Source organism: Streptomyces sp. Q2 (assembly GCF_056820935.1).
Window position 1 is genome coordinate 73,223 of record NZ_JBXEJE010000003.1, and the last position, 20,511, is coordinate 93,733.

Genomic DNA, 20,511 nt, shown 5'->3' on the forward strand with positions numbered 1-20,511 from the left:
GGGGGGCTCGCCGGGCCACGCGTCGCTGCACCACTGGCGCCGCTCACCGACCACGGCTCGGTGAGCGGCGAGGGCGGTGGGCAGGTCGTGGTGCACGGGGATCGGCGGACGGGTGCCGTCGGGGAGCAGGGAGCAGTCCGCGGGGATCGCGGCGAGTTCCAGGCGCCGTCCCTCGTCCTCGAGCCGGCGGGCCGCCTGCGTGACAGCCAGCCGGCCGCCGAGCGACCAGCCGCGCAGCTCGGTCAGGTCCAGGATGACTGGCCCGGTGCCCCGCGCCTGGACCCACCCGATCGCGCCGGTGAACCGGGCCACCGCCTCGGGGCCCAGGTGTCCGGCCAGGGAGAGGACGCCCAGGTCAGAATGGATGGTGTAGCACCACTCGATGGTCATCCTGCTGCCTCGATCTTTCACAGGGGGAGGGTGATCCAGATGCTTTTTCCCTTGCCGTGCGCGTCACCGCGGATGACGGCGGTGCCGCCCAGACCCAGCGTCAGCTCCATGACGGTGCCCAGCCCGCCGCCCGTTCCCGTCACCGCGGCGAACAGCGCGGGCTGGTAGGGATGGCGATCGTGCACGGCGAATGCGAACGTGTCCGAGCCGGCCGCGTAGATCACGGTCACGTTCGGGGACACACTGGCGGCGTGCTGGACGCTGTTGGTGACCAGTTCGGACAGGATCAGCAGCGCCGGATCCACCGTGGGATGCCGTCGGCTGATGCCCCACTCGTCAAGGACCTGCTCGGTGGTCTCGCGGGCGATCCGTACCGCCGAGCCCATCGCCGACAGGGTCAGCACATGCCGCAGGGGCAGAGTTTCCAGCCGGGCGCTCATCGGACGGCCTCGGCGTGGGCGAGGCGGAACCCTGTCACGGCATGCGGGCGAACACGGACCAGGGTCTCGGGCGCGCCGTGCACCCGGCCGGGCAGCTTACGGCGGTGGCGCACGGCCTCATCCGGATCGCTGATCACCTCGGCCGAGCCCGTGACGGTCACGGTCCAGCCGCTCCCGCGCACCGCCTTGGTCTTCTCCACGTGACAGGGGAACAACGGCCGGCAGTCCTGCGCGGGAGTCCGGACGATCAGCCGTCCGTACTCCGGGACATGGACGGCCGGGCGGACCACAGGCGTCTCACGCCGGAGACGGACCAGGCCCCCTCGGGTGGCGTCCTGGAGCAGCCACAACGCCTAGGTCATCTACGAGGCCCCGCCCCTGGACACCGTCAACGACTCCATCGCCGAAGTCCTCGATGGGCGGATCAAGGCCCGCATCGTCTTCGAGATGTGATCCGACCGAACTCTCCGCCACACGTCGTACCCCGACGGCGCCGACGGCGCTCGCGGCCGGAACGTACACAACGGGCCGGTCCAGCCAGGACCCCGCATAGCCATGCCAACTGCCATACCGTGCTTGGTGGTTGCGGTTCCTCTCTCCCGGATCTGCGGTGGGGCGGTTTTCCTGGCTTTCTCCGTGGGGCGGTTCCGTTCCCGGACCGAGTGCCGCCGAGAAGAGGGCGGTCCGGTCCGAGGACCCTGGACCAGTTGGCCCCTGCGCCATCAGGCCGGTACAGGGGAGGCTGAAGAGGCATCGGAGGCCGGCTGCCCGGGACAGTCCAACGGGACGGCAGCGGCGGACCAGCCGCCCTCACTCGCGAGTCCTGGCCCGCGGTGCCCATCGCGAGGCACGACACCCCGGGGGATCAGGGCCGGCCCGCAGGGGCCGTGCGCATCGAAGAACCGATTGTGCTCCGCAGGCACCAGTGGAGAAGGGAACTGCCGTGAAAACCTCCAAGGTCGGCGAGGTAATGACCTCCGAGGTCATCCGGGCGCGCCGGGAGACCCCGTTCAAGGAAGTGGCACAACTACTGGCCCGGCACCGCATCAGCGGCCTGCCGGTCGTGGACGCCGACGACAAGGTCCTCGGTGTGATCTCCGAGACCGATCTGATGCGCCGACAGGCGGCCCAGGCCGAACAGGACCACCGAGGACGCCGCTTGCGGCTGCCGTCCCTGCGCCGGAAGGCGCGGGTCGCGGCCGCCAAGGCCCGTGCCATGACCGCCGGAGAGTTGATGTCGACACCCGCGATCACGGTGCACCCGGAACAGGGCGTCGCGGACGCCGCGCGGGTGATGGAGCGCCACCACGTCGAACGGCTTCCCGTGGTGGACGAGGAGGACCGTCTGATCGGCATCGCCACCCGCCGTGACCTGCTGCGGGTCTTCCTGCGCACCGACGAGGAGATCCGCCAGGAAATCCTCGACGAGGTCCTGACCCGCGCCATGTGCCTGCCGCCCCACACCGTCATCGTCTCGGTCCACGACGGCATGGCCAGGCTGGAAGGGCGCCTGGACCGCCGTAGCGACATTCCGCTGGTGTTCCAGCTGACCTGGCGGGTGGACGGGGTCGTGGGCGTGATGAGCAGCCTCACCTTCCGCATCGACGACACCCGGCCCCCCGAGAAGCACCCCTCGCGTCGGATCGCCCACCACTGGCTCCCCGAGCGGTGATCCCCGGCGCCGTATCGGCGACGTCCAGCTGGACGGCACCAGACCGTTCTTGTCCGTCGGGTGACGCCCACGGTCCCGTTGACCACCGCCTCACTGCGCCACCGCCGCCGGGACGGTTCCGACCGGCCCGGCGGTCCGGGGCCGGTCGGACCCCGGCCGGGACCTTCGGTGCCTGGGTGGCGGCTCCCGTGTGCGACACGGTGTTGGTGGGAGCGGTACCCATCCCTCGCGGTGTGCTCCCCCATACACGACAGGTTGCCGGTCTTCCGGCCCATGACCTCGACGACGGAGGCGCAATCCCCATGACTCGACAGGACGCCCGAACCCGAGCGGCCGCTCCCGAAGGCACGCCGTCCGAGACCGCCATCGCGGTGGACCGACTGGTCACGAACGGGCTCAAGGCGCTCTCCGACTACGAGGCGCTGACCCAGGAGCAGGTCGACCACATCGTCAAGAAGGCCTCGGTCGCCGCCCTCGACCAGCACACCGCGCTGGCCCGCCTGGCCGTGGAGGAGACCGGGCGCGGCCTGTTCGAGGACAAGGCGGCCAAGAACATGTTCGCGTGCGAGCACGTCACGCACAGCATGGGCCGCATGAAGACCGTCGGGGTCACCGCCCGTGACGACATCGACGACATGATCGAAATAACTGAACCGGTCGGCGTCGTGTGCGCGGTCACGCCCGTCACCAACCCGACCTCCACCACGATCTTCAAGGCGCTCATGGCACTGAAGACCCGCAACCCCGTCGTCTTCACCTTCCACCCCTCCGCCCAGCAGTGCAGCGCCGAGGCGGCCCGCATCGTGCGCGACGCGGCCGTCGCCGCGGGCGCGCCGGAGTACTGCATTCAATGGATCGAGCAGCCATCCATCGAGGCGACCGGAGCGCTGATGCACCACGAGGGTGTGTCTCTCATCCTCGCCACCGGCGGCAACGCCATGGTCAAGGCCGCCTACTCGGCGGGCAAGCCCGCGCTGGGCGTGGGCGCCGGCAACGTCCCCGCCTACGTACACAAGAGCGCGAAGCTGCGCCGGGCCGTCAACGACCTGGTGCTGTCCAAGTCGTTCGACAACGGCATGATCTGTGCCTCCGAGCAGGCCGTCATCCTGGACAGCGAGATCTACGACGCCGCCCTGGCCGAGTTCCGCACCCTGCACGCCCACCTGGCCACCGCCGAGGAGAAGGCCAGGCTGGAGGCGTTCCTCTTCCCCACCGACAAGGCCGCGGGCGGTGGCTGCGAACCCAAGGTCAACGCGGCGGCCGTCGGGCAGAGCCCGGAATGGATCGCCGAACAGGCCGGCTTCAGCGTGCCCGAGGGCACCTCGGTCATCCTGGTCGAGGCGGAACGGGTCGGCCCGGACGAGCCGCTGACCCGCGAGAAGCTCTGCCCGGTGCTCGCCGTCCTGCGGGCCGGCTCTCAGCAGCAGGGCTTCGACCTGGCCGCCGACATGGTCGCCTTCCACGGCCAGGGCCACACCGCCGTCGTGCACACCGAGGACCGCGCGGTGGCCGAGGCGTACGGCATGCGGATGAAGACCGTGCGGGTCATCGTCAACGCGCCCTCCTCGCAGGGTGCGATCGGCGGCATCTACAACAGCCTGCTGCCCTCGCTGACGCTGGGCTGCGGTTCCTGGGGCAGCACCTCGGTGTCCAACAACGTCTCCGCCGCCCAACTGCTGAACATCAAGCGGGTCACCACCCGGCACAACAACCTGCAGTGGTTCAAGGTCCCGCCGAAGATCTACTTCGAACCGGGGTCCATCCGCTACCTGGCGTCCATGCCGGACGTGCACCGCGTCACCGTCGTCACCGACGCGACCATGACCAGGCTCGGCTTCGTCGACCGCGTCGCCCGCGTGCTGCAGCGCCGTCCCGAGCCCGTGACGCTGCAGATCATCGACAACGTCGAGCCCGAGCCCAGCATCGACTCCGTGCAGCGTGGCGCCCGCCTGATGCGCGACTTCCGCCCGGACACCATCATCGCCCTCGGCGGCGGCTCGCCCATGGACGCGGCGAAGGTGATGTGGCTGCTGTACGAGCAGCAGGCCACCGGCAAGGACCTGGACTTCGCCGACATGCGGCAGAAGTTCTCCGACATCCGCAAGCGCGCCTTCCGCTTCCCCGTCCTGGGCAAGCTCGCCCGCCTGGTGTGCATCCCCACCACCTCCGGCACGGGCGCCGAAGTCACCCCCTTCGCCGTCATCTCCGACCCCGCCACCGGAAAGAAGTACCCGCTGGCCGACTACGCGCTCACCCCCAGCGTGGCCATCGTCGACCCTCTGCTGACCGCCGACCTGCCGCGCGCCCTGGCCGCCGACAGCGGCTTCGACGCCCTCACCCACGCCATCGAGGCGTACGTGTCCGTCTACGCCAACGACTTCACCGACGGTCCGGCCCTGCAGGCCATCCGGCTCGTCTTCGACCACCTCGACGCCGCGGTGAACGACCGTGCGGGCAGCGCCGAGGCACGGGAGAAGATGCACAACGCCGGCACCATCGCCGGTATGGCCTTCGGCAACGCCTTCCTCGGCATCGTCCACGCCATGTCGCACACCCTCGGTGCCACCTTCCACATCGCCCACGGGCGTACGAACGCCGTGCTGCTGCCGCACGTCATCCGCTACAACGGGACCGTGCCGAGCAAGCTCACCGGCTGGCCGAAGTACGAGAACTACCGGGCCCCGGAACGTTTCCAGGACATCGCCCGCACCCTGGGACTGCCCGCCGCGTCCCCGGCCGAGGGCGTCGAATCCCTCGCCACCGCGGTGGAACGACTGCGGGCCGCCGCCGGCATCGAGCCGTCCTTCCAGGCTCTCGGCGTCGACGAGCGTGCCTTCCTGGACGCCCTGCCCCAGCAGGCCCTCAACGCCTACGAGGACCAGTGCGCGCCGGCCAACCCACGCATGCCGATGCTCGACGACATGCGGCAGCTCATGCGGGCGGCCTACTACGGACCGGCCGGCATGCCCGGCGAGTAGGGCCGGTCGGACGGTGGCGTGGGCCGAACGGCCCCAGCGAGGCGATCGAACCGCTGTTTGATCGACCCCCTGGGGCCTGTCTACGGCCCCACCTCCCCTCCCTTTCCAGTGCCAGATCCCTGCCTCGACCCACCGAAAATCGGGGGCCGTAACCAGAGGCATGAAGTGAGCGACGAGTCCGTACGCAAGCCGGCCACGAGAATCCACAACTACCTGGTGGCCTCTCCCGGGCCTCGCCGCAGCGTCGAGCTCGACAGTACCGAGGCCCTGAGGCTGCTCGGCAGCGTGTCCCTGGGGCGGATCGTGTTCACCCGGCATGCGCTGCCGACCGTCCGCCCGGTCAACCACGTTCTGGACGACGGCGACATCATCATCCGCGCTGCCGAGGGTGCGGCACTCGCCTCGCACACCCGCCAGGCCGGCCTGCCCGGCGTCGTCATCGCCTACGAAGCCGACACCATCGACCCGGACGCACACCTCGGCTGGAGCGTCGTGGCCACCGGATACGCCCACGTGGTGACCGACCCGCTGGAGCTGACCCGCTACCGGGCGATGCTGCATCTGGGTGCAGCAGACCATGGACTACGCGGTCCGCATCCGCCCCGACCTGATCACCGGAATCCGGCTCATGGCGACCGACGGTCCGCCGACGCCTGAACCCGGACACGGCGCGGACGTCATGGGCCGAGCAGCTCCGTGACCTGACGGGGCGGGGAGCATGAAGGCATTCGACAAGCGCGGGCCAGTCGAGCAGGTCTGCCCATGCGCCGGATCGCCGATCTTGTGTGCAGCGCACGGGCGCCGGTCATGGCACTGCTGGTGGCGGGCGGCGCATACGACCGGGGCACCGCCGCTTTGCTGCGGCGGTGCCCCGGTCTGTTGGGTGTGGAGGTCAGAGCAGCCAGCGGTTGCGGCTGACGAACGGCAGCCGCGCCCACGCCTTGCCCAGACCCCAGGTCGCGCCGGCGCCCGCGACCGCGAGGGCGATCAGGACGATGGCGTAGATGAGGTGGTAGTCGGCGAACGGGTTGGTCGACATGCTCGCCGTGCCGTCGGACAGGTGCTTGGCCGGCGGCCACTCCGCGATCCACATCAGGGCCATCATCGCGGTGCCGGCGACGGCCGCGAGACGGAGCCCGATACCGGCGGTGACGGCGAGGCCGATGCCCAGCAGGCCGAGCATGAACAGCCAGTCCGCCCAGGCGTCGCCCGCCCAAGCCTGGAGGGTGGACTCCATCGGCCCGACGGCCACGCCGCTGAGGAAGCCCTTGGTCGGTGAGCCGCCGTCGATCCAGCCGTTGCCGGAGTGGGTCGCGTAACCGAGGCCGAAGGTCTTGTCCAGGAACGCCCACAGGAAGACGAACCCGGTCAGGACGCGAAGCCCGGCGAAAACGTACGCGGGGGTCGCCGTCACCGCCGCGGTGGTCGTGTCGGCGGACTCCGGTGCCGCCGTCCGGGTCCTCCGCAGGGACGGGAAGTGGAATCCCGGGTGCCGTTGCGGGTGGTCGTGGACTGCCATGATGTTCATCCCTTCCAACAGGTGATGCGTGGGGGTGTCGGCGACTCTCTTTGCATCTCCAATGTGCCGCGCTTGCAAGGCAGTTCGGAGAGGCTGCAAGGGCCGGAGAACCGGGCCGAACGTCCCGGATCGGCCGGACCGTTCAGACGTCCCGGGGACCGGCGGCGCCTAGGGCAGACCGGCGCCGAGGAGGTGGGTTCTCTCTTGGTGGCGCAGGCACTTGACCTCTCCGAACCGCCCCACGGCTGTACGGCCGCGGCACGCACCGCGAGGCCGGCGACGCCTCCGTCGAACACGACAGCGGCCCGGTCGAAGGATTCCGACCGGGCCGTTCACGTCGAGGCCGACGCCGGGCTTCAGGCCACCGAGGTCCCAGGAGCAGCCGCGCTCGCGTCGTGATCCGGACCCATCCCTGGTGAGACAAAGCCGCACCGGGACCGAGCCGTTCAGAACACGGTCAGGCCCCGCTCCCGGAACTGCTCCTGGACCCTCCGGACGAGTTCGGGTCCCGGGCTCGGAGTGTCCCGGAGTGCGAAGGGCAGGCCGAGAGCGTCGTATTTGGCCGCACCGAGTTTGTGGAACGGCAGGATCTCCACGCGGTCCACGTTGCCGAGGCCGACCAGAAACGCGCCGAGTCCGTCGACGGCCGTGGGGTCGTCGGTCCAGCCGGGGACCAGGACGTAGCGGATCCACATCCGCCTGCCGAGACGGTTCAGGCGGGTGGCGAAGTTCAGGGTGGGCGTGAGTTCGCCGCCGGTCAGCTTCCGGTAGGTGGTGACGTCGAAGGACTTGATGTCCAGCAGGACCAGGTCGGTGTCGGCGAGGAGTGCGTCGGTGGCGCGGGCGCCGAGGAAGCCGGAAGTGTCCAGGGCCGTGTGCAGACCGAGTTCCTTGCAGCGGCGGAAGATCGAGGCCGTGAACGCGGGCTGGAGCAGGGCCTCGCCGCCGGTGAGCGTCACTCCCCCGCCGGCGGCGGTGATGAAGGGCCGGTACTTCTCGATCTCAGCCATGACCTCGTCGACGGTGGTCTGTTTCCCGTCGCGCATGTGCCAGGTGTCCGGGTTGGCGCAGTACAGACAGCGCAGCGGGCAGCCGCTGACGAAGAGCACGAACCGGGTCCCGGGACCGTCCACTCCCGTGGACAGGTCCCAGGAGTGGATCCGGCCCGTCACCGGCTCGGTCATGACGTTCACAGCGATCCGTGGAAAGTGCGGCTGATCACGTCGAGCTGCTGCTCGCGGGTGAGGCGGACGAAGTTGACGGCGTACCCGGAGACCCGGATCGTCAGCTCCGGATACTTCTCCGGGTGTTCCATCGCGTCCTCCAGCGTCGCCCGGTCCAGGACGTTGACGTTCATGTGGAAGCCGCCCGAGGCCGTGTAGGCGTCGAGGATGCCGACCAGGTGGCCCGGCCGCTCGGCCGGGTTGTGCCCCAGCCCCTCGGGGGTGATCGTGGTCGTCAGCGAGATGCCGTCGCGGGCCTGCTCGTAGGGCAGCTTGGCCACCGACAGGGCGGAGGCGGCCACCCCGTGCCAGTCCCGGCCGTTCATCGGGTTGGCGCCGGGCGCGAAGGGCTCTCCGGCACGGCGGCCGTCGGGGGTGTTGCCGGTGTGCTTGCCGTACACCACGTTGGAGGTGATGGTCAGCACCGACTGGGTGTGCTCGGCGTTGCGGTAGGTGGGGTGTCGGCTGACCTTGGCCATGAAGGACTTCACGAGGTCGACGGCGAGGGCGTCCACACGGTCGTCGTTGTTGCCGTACGCCGGGAACTCGCCCTGGATCTCGTAGTCGACGGCCAGGCCGGTGTCGTCCCGGATCACCTTCACCCGGGCGTGCTTGACGGCGGAGAGGCTGTCGGCGGCCACCGACAGTCCGGCGATCCCGCAGGCCATGTAGCGGTACACCGGGTGGTTGTGCAGCGCCATCTCGATGCGCTCGTAGGCGTACTTGTCGTGCATGTAGTGGATGACGTTGAGCGTGTTGACGTACGTGGCCGCCAGCCAGTCCAGCATGCGGTCGTACGCGGCCGACAACTCCCCGTACTCCAGGTATTCGCCGGTCAGGGCGGGCGCCTCGGGAGCGATCTGCTCACCGGTCATCTCGTCCCGGCCGCCGTTGATCGCGTACAGCAGTGCCTTGGCCAGGTTGACGCGGGCGCCGAAGAACTGCATCTGCCGGCCCACCGTCATCGCCGAGACGCAGCAGGCGATCGCGGTGTCGTCGCCGGTGTGCGGGCGCAGCAGGTCGTCGGACTCGTACTGCACGGCGCTGGTGTCGATGGACACCTGGGCGCAGAACTCCTTGAATCCGGCAGGGAGTTGAGGAGACCACAGCACGGTCAGGTTGGGCTCCGGGGCCGGACCGAGGTTGTACAGCGTCTGCAGGAAGCGGAACGACGTGCGGGTGACCAGCGTGCGCCCGTCGGCGCCGATACCGCCGATGGACTCCGTAACCCAGGTCGGGTCGCCGGAGAACAGCGCGTCGTACTCCGGGGTGCGCAGGAACCGCACGATGCGCAGCTTGATCACGAAGTCGTCGATCAACTCCTGCGCCCGGGTCTCGTCGATCAGCCCCTCCTCCAGATCCCGCTGCACGTAGACGTCCAGGAACGTGGAGGTCCGGCCCAGCGACATCGCGGCGCCGTTCTGCTCCTTCACCGCCGCCAGGAAGCCGAGGTAGAGCCACTGCACGGCCTCGTGGGCGGTGGCAGCGGGGCGGGAGACGTCACAGTCGTACGAGGCCGCCATCTGGGTCAGTTCACCCAGCGCCCGTATCTGCTCGGCCAGTTCCTCACGGTCGCGGATGACGTCCGGGCTGGAGAGCCGTGCGTCCAGCAGGGCGCGTTCGGCCCGCTTGGACTCGATGAGCCGGTCGGTGCCGTACAGCGCGACGCGTCGGTAGTCGCCGATGATCCGGCCGCGGCCGTAGGCGTCCGGCAGGCCGGTGACGATGCCTGCCTTGCGGGCGGCGCGCATCTCGGGCGTGTAGGCGTCGAAGACACCGTCGTTGTGGGTCTTGCGGTAGGAGCCGAAGACGCGGGTGACGAAGGGGTCGGCCTTGTATCCGTACGCCTTCAGGCTGTTCTCGACCATCCGCAAACCGCCGTTGGGCATGATGGCCCGCCGCAGCGGGGCATCGGTCTGCAGGCCCACGATCAGCTCCCGGTCGCGGTCGATGAAGCCCGGCCGGTGCGAGGTGATGGTGGACGGGGTGCCCGGGTCCACGTCGAGGATTCCCTTGCGCCGCTCTTCGGGGAAGTGCGCGCTGACCTTGTGCCAGACGGCGAGAGTGCGCTCGGTCGGACCGGCCAGAAACGCCGAGTCGCCCTCGTAAGGCGTGTAGTTGGCCTGGATGAAGTCGCGTACGTCGATGCGGCCGTCGCGCCAGTGCAAGCCGGCGAAGCCTCGCCATGCCTCTGCCGTTCGGCTGCCAGCTGTCACCGTGGTGGTCATCGCCGGGTGTCCTCTCCTGTCGCATACGTGCGTCTCTCACTGCAGATACTTGTCTTGCGCCGTGTTCGCGGGCAGTGCCGGACAGGCCTGTGAACGATGCCGTCCGTCCCGGCCCGTGGGGCCGTTCGGCCCACCCGCCCCGCCTTTGCGGGCCTCAGCCGATGGGCAGCTCGGGGCGGACGAGGGTCCCCGACCTGCCGTGGACGATCTCGTAGGCCGCGTCGAGGGCGCCGATGGCGGCCAGACCGCCGGTGCGTTCGACGAACCGGGCTGCGGCCTCCGCCTTGGGCCCCATGGAGCCGTCGGGGAAGCCTCCGCGGCGCAGGTCGTCGGGGGTGACGTCGAGGACGGGGTGCTGGCCGGGGGTGCCGTAGTCGGCGTAGACGTTCGGCACGTCGGTGAGGATGAGCAGGAAGTCGGCCTTGAGTTCCTCGGCCAGCAGGGCGGCGGTGAGGTCCTTGTCGACGACAGCCTCGATGCCGGTCAGCGCGCCGGTGTCGTGGTCGGCGGTGACGGGAACGCCTCCACCGCCGGCGCAGATGACCAGCGCGCCGCAGGTGAGCAGGTCGTGGATGATCTCGGTCTCGACGATCCCCTGGGGTGCGGGTGAGGCGACGACCTGGCGCCACCCGATGGCGTCCTTGGCGATGTGCCAGCCGCGCCTTCGTGCGAGGGAGCGGGCGACATCCCTGGGGTACACCGGGCCGACGCGCTTCGTGGGCCGCACGAAGGCCGGATCGTCGGTCCGTACCAGGGTGTGGGTCACGAGTGCGGCGATCTTGCGGCCGGGCAGCGTGTCGTACAGGGCCCGGACCAGCAGCGAGCCGATCAGGCCCTCGGTCTGGGCACCCAGCAGGTCCAGCGGACAGGGGGAGGTCAGCACCGGGTCGGCCGCGCTCTCCATGGCGAGCAGGCCGATCTGCGGCTCGTTGCCATGGGTGATGACGACCTCGTGTTCGAGGGCGAGGCCGGCGACAGCGGTGGCCACCCGGTCGACGTTCGCCTGCTGCACGGCCGCGTCGGGGCGTTCACCTCGACGCAGCAGGGCGTTGCCGCCGAGGGCGATCACGATGCGCACGGTTCAGTCCTCCAGGGTGGGCGACCGGCACGGCCTTGATGACGTGCAGCCGGTTCTCCGCCTGTCTGGTCGAAGGCGGCACAGGTGAGCGGGGCCAAGGCCCCGTTGATGACTCTCCGGCCCGTCGAGGTCGCGGCAGTTCCGGTCCGGGCGGATGCGGTGGTCGTGAGGCCGGCGGCGGGCGGCGGGTGCCTGGAGAAGCGGTTCAGGCATGCGGCACGACTGCGACGGGGCAGCCGATGTGATGGAGCGCCGCGTGCGTCACGGACCCGATGTGCGTACCGAGGTGGCCGTCGCGGGTGCGGCGCCCCACGACGACGAGGGAGGCCCTGGACGACGCGCGCACCAGTGCGGTGGCCGCCCAGCCTTCGGAGACGGTCTCGGTCACGGAGATCTCGGGGAACTTCTCGCACCACGGACGCAGCGTCGCGACGACGGCGCGTTCCTGTGCCGCGAGAAGCTCCGGCCCGGATCCTGTGACCGCGTGAAGGTCGGCGCCGTCGGCCGACGGAACGCTGAAGGCGTGGACCACGTGCAGTGCGGCTCCGTAGCGGTACGCGGCCTCGAAGGCGAACTCGATCAGCTCGTCGCAAGGACGTCGGGTGTCCAGCCCCAGGACGACATCGCGGTACGGGGTCCCGGGAATCTCCTCCGGCGAGACCCCGTCGGACACCGCGAGGTGTTCGTCGGCGGCGGCCTCGCCCGCCCGGACGAGCACCACGGGGCGCAGCGACCTGGCCACGACCCGCTGGGACACGGACCCGACCAGGAAGCCCGCGACACCGCCGAGCCCGCGGGAGCCGAGCACCAGCAACTCCGCCTCCTCGGGCGCAGCGAGCAGGGCGTCGACCGCGGAGCCGGACACCAACTGCTCGACGATCCGCGGCCCTGGATGTGCGGCCCGGACGCTGCCGACCGCTCGGTCCAGGGTCTGCTGGGCCCACTCGCGCTCGCTCGTGCCCATGGGTACGGAGGCGGCCGGTCGGGGATGCCAGGCCCACGCGTGCACCAGCCTCAACGCGGCTCCGCGACGCAGGGCTTCCCGGGCCGCCCAGTGAGCGGCCGCGAGACTCTCGGTGGAACCGTCGACACCTGCGGTGACGTGGCGAAGCATGCTGTCTACCTCCTCCGTCCAGGCCCGAGCCCGTTTGCTCGTCCGGTTCGAGCGTCGTGCAGGAACGGCTTGGTGCGCAGGGGCCGTACAGCCCCTTCGTGGAACCTTTCGGCCCCACTCCGGCCCCGCGATCCAGGCTCCGCGCGCACATTGGTGGCTCAGCGACGGACCAAGGTCCTGTCGGGTCGACGGGACCCTCCGGTCGTCCGCGTGAGCGCCGGCCGGCGACGGACACGGCGCCGCTGCGCACGGAGCGCCAGCGCGTCGAGCGCGGCGCTGAGCACGAAGGTGACCGCCATGGAGATCACCAGGAGGATGGCGAACAGCCTCCAGAACTCCGGCGTCAGTGACGTACCCACAATGAGCACCCCCTTTCAGCGGGTTGTCTCTCGTCTTCATCGAACCGCCCGGCCCGTTCCCGGCCCAGGGGCCCAAGGGCTCTCGCGGGGTACCGGGCGGCCCGGCCAGAGGGCCGGGTGGCCCATGGTCGGGCAACGGGGCACGGGCACACGCTGGACGTGGCAGGTACGTACGCCCTGATCGGAGGCCCATCATGAACGTTCCCCCCACGGCCGGCATGCTGCGGGCGCTGCCCGCCGAGCACCGGCATCGGCTGATGCGCTTCGCCCGGGAGGTTTCGTTCCCCGAGGGAGCCCGTCTGTTCGAGGAGGGCGGGCGCGCGGACCGGTTCTGGATCATCCGCACCGGCACCGTCGCCCTCGACATGCACGTGCCCGGCCGCCGCGCGGCCGTGATCGAGACCCTCGGGCACCATGAACTTCTCGGCTGGTCCTGGCTGTTCGCACCGCACGCCTGGCACCTGGGTGCCGAGGCCACCAGTCCGGTGCGGGCGTACGAGTTCGACGCCACCGCGATCCGTTCGCTGTGCCGGGACGATCCCGCACTCGGTCAGAGCGTCGCCCAGTGGGTCGGCGACGTCCTCGCCCACCGCCTGCGTTCCGCCCGCACTCGGCTGCTGGACCTGTACGCCCCCTACGGCAGCGGCAGCCTCCTGTGACCACCCCTGCGAGCCGGAGCGACAACGACCAAGGAGCCACCATGCACGGCACCCCGCACATCGTGAGCGACGTCATGAGCGCGACCGTCGCCGCAATCGGCCGCGAGGCCGCCTTCAAGGAGATCGTGCGGATGATGCAGGACTGGAAGGTCAGCGCCCTGCCCGTCCTGGAGGGCGAGGGGCGCGTCGTCGGCATTGTCTCCGAGGCCGACCTGCTGCCCAAGGAGGAGTTCCGCGACAGCGACCCCGACCGGTACACCCAGCTGCGACGCCTGTCCGACCTCGCGAAGGCCGGCGCGGCGACCGCCGAAGAGCTGATGACCTCGCCGGCCCTCACCGTCCAGGCGGACGCGACGCTCGCCCAGGCCGCGCGGACCATGGCACGCGCCAAGGTCAAACGACTGCCGGTCGTCGACGAGTTGGGCGTGCTGCAGGGCATCGTCAGCCGCGCCGACCTGCTGAAGGTGTTCCTGCGCGACGACGAGGAGATCGCCGAGGAGGTGCGCCGGGAGGTGGTGTCGTACCTCTTCCCCTCCCCGGCGTCATCCGCACGCGTGGCGGTACGGGACGGTGTCGTGACGCTCAGCGGCCGCATCCGGGACACGTCCCTGGTGCCGGTGGCCGCACGTCTGATCCGGGCCGTCGAGGGCGTCGTGAACGTGGACTTCGATCTCTCCGAGCACGGCGGTTCTCCCGAGTCGGCCACCGAAGGCAGGGCGCCCCGCAAACGGTGATCCACTGGCCTCCGTCCCGGTGGCCCGAGTGAACCTGCCGAGGTCGGGCGGCGCAGGACGCGCCACCACGGTGCGCGGGTGCGCGGAGGTCAGTACGGTGCTGTTCTGGCATTCGACCCTGGGCGCGGTGGCTCCCCGGAGTCACCGAGCGGTGGAGGCGGCATGGCCGGCAAGAACGCGGAGAAGGTGCCGCGCAAGGCGTACGAGAAGGAACTACTGCGGCTGCAGACGGAGTTGGTGAAGCTGCAGGAGTGGGTGCGGGCAGAGGGGGCCCGTCTGGTCGTCGTCTTCGAGGGCCGGGACGCGGCCGGCAAGGGCGGCACCATCAAACGGGTGGCGGAACATCTCAACCCTCGCGTCGCCCGGATCGTCGCCCTGCCCAAGCCCACCGAGCGCCAGCGCACCCAGTGGTACTTCCAGCGGTACGTCGAGCATCTGCCGGCGGCCGGGGAGATCGTGCTGTTCGACCGGTCCTGGTACAACCGCGCCGGTGTCGAGCACGTGATGGGCTTCTGCACCAAGGAGGAGTACCAGCTGTTCCTGCGCCAGTGCCCCGTCTTCGAGCGGATGCTGCTGGAGGACGGGATCCTGTTGCGCAAGTACTGGTTCTCGGTGAGCGACACCGAGCAACAGGATCGCTTCCGGCGCCGGCTGGAGGATCCGACGCGGCGCTGGAAACTGTCCCCGATGGACCTGGAGTCGATCACTCGATGGGAGGCGTACTCCCGGGCCAAGGACGAGATGATGGTGCACACCGACATCCCGGAGGCGCCCTGGTTCGTCGTCGAGAGCGACGACAAGCGCCGGGCCCGGCTCAACATGATCGCCCACCTGTTGGACTCCGTGCATTACCAGGAGGTGCCGCCGCCGGTGCTGGAACTGCCGGAGCGGCCGCCGTCGACCGGCTACCAGCGCCCGCCGCGTGATCTGCAGACGTACGTCCCCGATCACGCGGCCGGCCTGTGACAGCCGGTACCTGTCTCACGCCCGTTCGGGCACGACGGCGACCGGGCAGGCGGAGCGGTGCAGGGCCGCGTGGGCGACCCGGCCGAGCTGGAGTCCGAGGTGACCCTCGCGGCGGCGAGCGCCGACGACGAGCAGGTCGGCCTCGTGCGAGGCATCCAGGAGCACCCGGCGGGCGGGGCCTTCGACGGTGCGCCGGCGCACGTCCACGTCTTCCGGGGCGTCGCGTAGCGCCGCTTCCAGCGTCTTCGCCGCCTGTGCCTCGTACACACGGGCAGGTTCCCCGGACAACAGCGGATGGTCGGTGGTCTCGTGTGCGGGGCACCGCCAGGCCCGTACGGCCTCCAGGGGCACCCCGCGCCGCCGCGCCTCCTCGAAGGCGAAGCGCACGGCCGCCGACGGGTCCGGGTGCTCGCCGACGCCCACGACGACGCGTCCGCGGACCACGGGCGTCACCTGGTTGTCGTGGGTGCCACGCAGCACGATCACCGGGCAGTGGGCGTGGGCGGCCACGGTCAGACTCACCGAGCCGAGGAGCAGTTCGGTGATGCCGCTGCGGCCGCGGGTGCCCAGGACCAGGGCGCCGGCGTACCGGCCTTCCCTCACCAGGGCGTACTCCGGCTCCTCCGGCAGCACGTCGGCGGACACCTTCAGGTCGGGGTGGCGGGCCCGCGCCCGGCGGGCCGCGCCCTCGATGATGCCGTCGGCCCGCACCTGCTCGGACGGCTTGCCGAGGTCGGCGGCGAGGGCGGTGCCCTCGTACCGCTCCCACAGCGAGGCGTACACCACTCGCAGCGGCGCCCCGCGCAGGGCTGCCTCGTCGGCCGCCCAGTCCACGGCCCGCAGGCTCGGCTCGGAGCCGTCCACGCCCACGACCAGAGGCGGTTCCCTCATCGTCGTCACCGCCCGGCGCCGAGGTCGAAGACGATCCGGGCTTTGATGTGGCCCTGCAGAACGTCGTCGATGGACTCGTTGACCGAGGCCAGCGGCCGGGTTTCGTAGATCACCCTCGTCCGGCCCGCCCGGTGCAGCTGGAACACCTCGGCGAGGTCCTGCCGCGTGCCGACGATCGACCCGATGACGGACGTGCCGTTGAGGACGGTCTCGAAGATCGGTACCTGGACCGTGCCGTGCGCCGGCAGCGCCACCATCACCAGCTTGCCGCCGCGCCGCAGCCCGGAGTTGACGGCGGCGAACGCGTCCTCGTTCACCGCGAGCGCGATCGCCGCATGCGCACCGCCGAACCGCCTGAGAACCTCCCCGGGATCGTGCTTGCGGGCGTCGATGACGAGGTCGGCGCCGAGCTCCGCGGCGAGTTCGAGCTTCTCGTCGGTGACGTCGATCGCGGCGACCTGGGCACCGGCGATCTTCGCGTACTGCACGGCCAGGTGGCCGAGCCCGCCGACGCCGGAGATCGCGACGAGCTGGGTGGGCCGGACGCCGGCGACCTTCAGCGCCTTGTACGTGGTGACGCCGGCGCAGGTCAGCGGGGCGGCGTCGAGGGCGGTGATGCCCTGGGGCACGAGCTGGGCGAAGTCGGCCCAGGCCAGCATCTTCTCGGCGTACCCGCCGTCACAGCCGTAGCCGGTGTTGATCTGCTGCTCACACAGCGTCTCCCAGCCGGACAGGCAGTGCTCGCACCGCCCGCAGGCCTTGCCCAGCCAGGGCACGGCGACGCGTTGCCCGACGGCGAGATGCGTGACGCCCTCTCCGAGCTTCTCCACCAGGCCCACGCCCTCGTGACCGGGCACGAACGGCGGGTTCGGCTTGACGGGCCAGTCGCCGCGGGCGGCGTGGATGTCGGTGTGGCACAGCCCGGACGCCTCGACCCGGACGCGGACCTGGCCGGGGCCGGGCTCCGGGTCGGGTCGTTCCTCGATGACCAGGGGCTCGCCGAAGGCTCGTACGACCGCTGCCTTCATGATGTCTTCTCCTCGTTCGTCGCGGCTGCGTCAGGCGTGCGCGATGACGGCGACGGGGGCGGTGGAATGGTGCAGGACGGCGTGGGTGACGGGCCCGATGTGGGTACCGAGCGGGCTTCGGCGGATGCGACGGCCCACGACGACGAGGGAGGCCCCGCGTGAGGCGTCGACCAGTTGGACGGCGGGACTGCCCCAACCGGACTCCTCGACGACCTCGACGGCCGGGTACTTCTCCTTCCAGCGGTGCATCACGTCGGCCAGCGCGGCGGCGTCCTGCCTGCCCAGCTCCGCGTTGAGCTGGGGGTCGGCGGGCAGGCCGTATGCGAAATAGGGCGGCGGGTTCCAGGCGTGGACGACCCGCAGGGGCGCGACATGGCGGGCGGCCTCCTCGAAGGCGAAGGCGATCACCGTGTCGTCGGGACGGTCGGTGTCGAGGCCGAGCACGACGGGCCGTAGCCCGGTCGCCGCGGACGGGATGCCGTCCGGGTCCACGGCGTGCTCGTCGGCGGCCTGCTCCGCCGCCCGCACGAGGACCACGGGAACCTCGGTGTGGGCAATGACCTCCTGTCCCACCGAGCCGACCAGGAAGCCTCCGAGTCCGCTCAGCCCGCGGGAGCCGAGGACCAGCAGCTCGGCGTCCTGGGCCACACGCGCCAGCGCCTCGCCGGGACGGCCGTTGACCTGGTCCACGGTCAGGTCCACGCCGGGGTGGCGCAGCCGGAGCTCTTCGGCAGCTTCGCGCGGGATGCGCTCGCTCCAGTGCTGCTGAGTCTCGGCACCGAGCAGCGGTGCCTGCGCCATGGGCTCCGGGACGGGCTCCCAGACGTGCACCAGCCGTAGTGGCAGGCCGCGCAACTGCGCTTCGCGGGCCGCCCACTCGGCGGCGGCACGGCTCTCTGACGAGCCGTCGAGGCCCACGGTGACGGTGCGGGACATACTGTCCACCTCCTGAATCGGGGTTCCGCTTTCAGGATGTGGGCGAGGAGGGAGACGACGCAGAGGCCGCAGGTCCCGATCGAGGGCCAATGGGCCCCATGAGGTGAGAGACACCCGGCGTCACGGTGCCCACGATGTCCGCCGGCGCCGGAGCGGCGCGTGCGAACACAACCATGTCGTTAGCCGAGCGGTCCGAGCGCCCCGCCCCGCTCCCGGAACGCCCGGCGCCGGGCATGGTCGCTGCCCGACGCGTCGAAGGCGAGGGCTGAACCGGGAGACGATGCCCTCGCGGGCCGTTCGGCATCTCCCGGGCGGCCAGGGCGCGGAGGATCCTGGGATCCTTCGGCAGAAGGAGGATCATGTCCCACAGCTCGGGCCGCCATGCTCCACCATGGCGCCGCATGATGCCCGGACTCGGGACACTGCTCGGCTACCGGCGCTCGTGGCTGAAGGGCGACGTGCTGGCCGGCGTGACCGTCGCCGCGTACCTCGTCCCGCAGGTGATGGCCTACGCGGGCGTGGCCGGCCTTCCGCCGGTCGCCGGCCTGTGGGCGATCCTGCCCGCCCTCGCCCTCTACGCCCTGCTCGGCTCCTCGCGCCTCCTCTCGGTCGGTCCGGAGTCCACGACCGCGCTGATGACGGCAACGGTCGTCGGTCCGCTCGCGGCCGGTGATCCGGCCCGGTACGCGACGCTGGCGGCCACCCTCGCCATCACGGTCGGTCTCCTCTGCGTGGTGGCGTGGGCGGTGCGACTCGGTTTCGTCGCCGACCTGCTCTCCCGTCCCGTCCTGATCGGCTATCTGACAGGCGTGGCGCTGATCATGATCGTGGACCAGCTGCCCAAACTCACCGGCGTCCGCACGACAGGCTCGGCCTTCTTCCCCCAACTGTGGTCCTTCGCGGGCCACCTGCCGCGGGCCCATCTGGCCACGGTGGTGTTCTCCGCGGTGATGATCGGGCTCCTCCTCACGGTGGCGCACTTCTTCCGCACGGTTCCCGGGCCTCTGCTCGCGTTGGTTTTCGGCACCGCGGCCGTGGTGGTCTTCGACCTTGACGACCGGCACGGGATCAAGGTGATCGGTGACGTCCCGTCGGGCCTGCCCGGCGCGACCGTGCCGGATCTGACCGACCTGCCGAGCCTCGTCCTCCCCGCCCTGGGTGTCGTCCTCGTCGGCTACACCGACTTCGTCCTCACCGCGCGGGCCTTCACCCGGCGTGACGAGGAGGGTCCCGGGCTCGACGCCAACCAGGAGTTCCTGGCCCTGGGCGCGGCCAACCTGGGCGCCGGCGCGCTGCACGGATTCCCGGTGAGCAGCAGCGCCAGCCGCACCGCGCTCGCCTCCTCGGCCGGCGCCCGCAGCCAGGCGTACTCTCTGATCGCCGGAGCGGTGGTCCTGGCGGTCCTGCTCTTCCTCAGCCCTCTGCTGGCCCGCACCCCTTCGGCCGCCCTCGGGGCGCTCGTCGTGTACGCCGCCGTCCGTATGATCGACCTGGCGGGCTTCCGGCGACTGGCGTCCTTCCGCCGCCGGGAACTCCTGCTGGCGCTCGGCTGCCTCGCCGGGGTACTGGCCCTGGACATCCTGTACGGGGTACTGGTCGCCGTCGGCCTGTCCGTGGCCGAGCTGCTCACCCGGGTGGCCCGTCCGCACGACGCCGTCGAGGGCCTGGTGCCCGGCATGGCCGGCATGCACGATGTCGACGACTACCCCCAGGCCAGCACCATTCCGGGCCTCCTGGTCTACCGCTACGACTCCCCTCTCTTCTTCGCCAACGCGGAGAACTTCCGCCGCCGGGCGCTGGCCGCCGTCGACGAACAGAAAAGCCCCGTCCGCTGGTTCGTCCTCAACGCCGAGGCCAACGTCGAGGTCGACATCACCGCCCTGGACGCCGTCGACGAACTCCGCCGCGAACTGACCGAGCACGGCATCCTCTTCGCCCTCGCCCGCGTCAAGCAGGACCTGCTGGACGACCTGACGGCGTACGGCCTGGCGGATACCGTCGGCAGCGAGCGGATCTTCCCCACCCTGCCGACGGCCGTGGCCGCGTACCGGAAGTGGTGCCGCGCCCAGTAGACCGCCCTGGGCGCCAGACGCCGCAGTCCCCGCTTGCGAGGTGTCTGGGAACCGGTTCCGCGGGCGTGCCGCCGTCGGCGATCACCAGGACAGTGGCCGCGGACAGGGCCGCCGGGAGGTCCTCCCGGCGCCGAACGGTCCCCTCGTGAAGCACGGTGGGGGGCCGGTGTTCCCGAATGCATTGGGCCGTTCGGCCCCTCTTCGCCCAAGGCCGCGAAACAGCG

At 70.7% G+C, this 20,511-nt stretch carries 17 protein-coding genes and 1 pseudogene; 7 read left to right on the forward strand and 11 right to left on the reverse strand.

The window, feature by feature from the left end; translation table 11 throughout:
• The 3 genes from ACWBNA_RS04660 to ACWBNA_RS04670 form a co-directional block, all read right to left on the reverse strand.
• On the reverse strand, positions 1-390 hold a 390-nt coding region (locus tag ACWBNA_RS04660), incomplete at its 3' end, for an STAS domain-containing protein (protein ID WP_482702568.1).
• A 17-nt stretch (positions 391-407) separates the two neighbouring features.
• A complete protein-coding gene (locus ACWBNA_RS04665; RefSeq protein WP_482702570.1) occupies positions 408-830 on the reverse strand; it encodes an ATP-binding protein in 423 nt (140 codons plus the stop codon).
• Positions 827-1,030 (reverse strand): hypothetical protein, encoded by a 204-nt coding sequence (locus ACWBNA_RS04670; protein WP_482702572.1) that lies wholly within the window; start codon positions 1,028-1,030, stop codon positions 827-829. The genes ACWBNA_RS04665 and ACWBNA_RS04670 overlap by 4 nt, the downstream gene beginning before the upstream one ends.
• Before the next feature lie 743 nt (positions 1,031-1,773).
• On the opposite strand from ACWBNA_RS04670, the gene ACWBNA_RS04675 reads away from it, so the two are divergent.
• The 3 genes and pseudogenes from ACWBNA_RS04675 (at position 1,774) to ACWBNA_RS04685 (ending at position 6,180) form a co-directional block, all read left to right on the forward strand.
• A complete protein-coding gene (locus ACWBNA_RS04675; protein ID WP_482702574.1) occupies positions 1,774-2,502 on the forward strand; it encodes a CBS domain-containing protein in 729 nt (242 codons plus the stop codon).
• A 302-nt stretch (positions 2,503-2,804) separates the two neighbouring features.
• The gene (gene adhE / locus ACWBNA_RS04680) at positions 2,805-5,480 is read left to right on the forward strand and encodes a bifunctional acetaldehyde-CoA/alcohol dehydrogenase (protein WP_482702576.1); all 2,676 of its coding nucleotides are present in this window, start codon (positions 2,805-2,807) and stop codon (positions 5,478-5,480) included.
• 201 nt (positions 5,481-5,681) lie between these two features.
• Positions 5,682-6,180: pseudogene (locus ACWBNA_RS04685) on the forward strand (pyridoxamine 5'-phosphate oxidase family protein).
• A 192-nt stretch (positions 6,181-6,372) separates the two neighbouring features.
• Here ACWBNA_RS04685 and ACWBNA_RS04690 read toward each other — a convergent pair.
• From ACWBNA_RS04690 to ACWBNA_RS04710, 5 genes are all read right to left on the reverse strand, one after another.
• Complete coding sequence (locus ACWBNA_RS04690; protein WP_482702577.1) at positions 6,373-6,999, reverse strand: hypothetical protein; 627 nt, start codon at positions 6,997-6,999, stop codon at positions 6,373-6,375.
• Between the two features lie 446 nt (positions 7,000-7,445).
• A complete protein-coding gene (pflA, locus tag ACWBNA_RS04695) occupies positions 7,446-8,183 on the reverse strand; it encodes a pyruvate formate-lyase-activating protein (protein WP_482702579.1) in 738 nt (245 codons plus the stop codon).
• 5 nt (positions 8,184-8,188) lie between these two features.
• Positions 8,189-10,450 carry a formate C-acetyltransferase gene (pflB, locus tag ACWBNA_RS04700; RefSeq protein ID WP_482702581.1) on the reverse strand — a complete coding sequence of 754 codons (2,262 nt, stop codon included), beginning with the start codon at positions 10,448-10,450 and terminating at the stop codon, positions 8,189-8,191.
• A 154-nt stretch (positions 10,451-10,604) separates the two neighbouring features.
• Positions 10,605-11,528: a carbamate kinase gene (locus tag ACWBNA_RS04705; RefSeq protein WP_482702582.1), complete on the reverse strand. Its 924-nt coding sequence runs from the start codon at positions 11,526-11,528 to the stop codon at positions 10,605-10,607.
• Between the two features lie 205 nt (positions 11,529-11,733).
• Positions 11,734-12,642 (reverse strand): universal stress protein, encoded by a 909-nt coding sequence (locus ACWBNA_RS04710; protein ID WP_482702584.1) that lies wholly within the window; start codon positions 12,640-12,642, stop codon positions 11,734-11,736.
• A 553-nt stretch (positions 12,643-13,195) separates the two neighbouring features.
• On the opposite strand from ACWBNA_RS04710, the gene ACWBNA_RS04715 reads away from it, so the two are divergent.
• The 3 genes from ACWBNA_RS04715 to ppk2 all read left to right on the forward strand — a co-directional run bounded on the left by ACWBNA_RS04715 (position 13,196) and on the right by ppk2 (position 15,360).
• Positions 13,196-13,660: a cyclic nucleotide-binding domain-containing protein gene (locus tag ACWBNA_RS04715; protein WP_482702585.1), complete on the forward strand. Its 465-nt coding sequence runs from the start codon at positions 13,196-13,198 to the stop codon at positions 13,658-13,660.
• 41 nt (positions 13,661-13,701) lie between these two features.
• Entirely contained in the window at positions 13,702-14,394 is a 693-nt protein-coding gene (locus ACWBNA_RS04720; protein ID WP_482702587.1) for a CBS domain-containing protein, read from the forward strand.
• Positions 14,395-14,556: 162 nt separating this feature from the next.
• Positions 14,557-15,360, forward strand: coding sequence for a polyphosphate kinase 2 (ppk2, locus tag ACWBNA_RS04725; RefSeq protein WP_482702589.1), 804 nt, complete (start codon positions 14,557-14,559; stop codon positions 15,358-15,360).
• 15 nt (positions 15,361-15,375) lie between these two features.
• Here ppk2 and ACWBNA_RS04730 read toward each other — a convergent pair whose 3' ends face one another.
• From ACWBNA_RS04730 to ACWBNA_RS04740, 3 genes are read right to left on the reverse strand one after another with little or no spacing between them, the layout of a single operon-like run.
• A complete protein-coding gene (locus tag ACWBNA_RS04730) occupies positions 15,376-16,251 on the reverse strand; it encodes a universal stress protein (protein ID WP_482702591.1) in 876 nt (291 codons plus the stop codon).
• A 5-nt stretch (positions 16,252-16,256) separates the two neighbouring features.
• Complete coding sequence (locus ACWBNA_RS04735) at positions 16,257-17,279, reverse strand: zinc-dependent alcohol dehydrogenase (RefSeq protein ID WP_482702593.1); 1,023 nt, start codon at positions 17,277-17,279, stop codon at positions 16,257-16,259.
• A 30-nt stretch (positions 17,280-17,309) separates the two neighbouring features.
• Entirely contained in the window at positions 17,310-18,215 is a 906-nt protein-coding gene (locus ACWBNA_RS04740) for a universal stress protein (protein WP_482702595.1), read from the reverse strand.
• Between the two features lie 359 nt (positions 18,216-18,574).
• Here ACWBNA_RS04740 and ACWBNA_RS04745 point away from each other — a divergent pair, with 359 nt between their 5' ends.
• Positions 18,575-20,287 (forward strand): SulP family inorganic anion transporter, encoded by a 1,713-nt coding sequence (locus ACWBNA_RS04745; RefSeq protein WP_482702596.1) that lies wholly within the window; start codon positions 18,575-18,577, stop codon positions 20,285-20,287.
• Positions 20,288-20,511 lie beyond the last annotated feature (224 nt).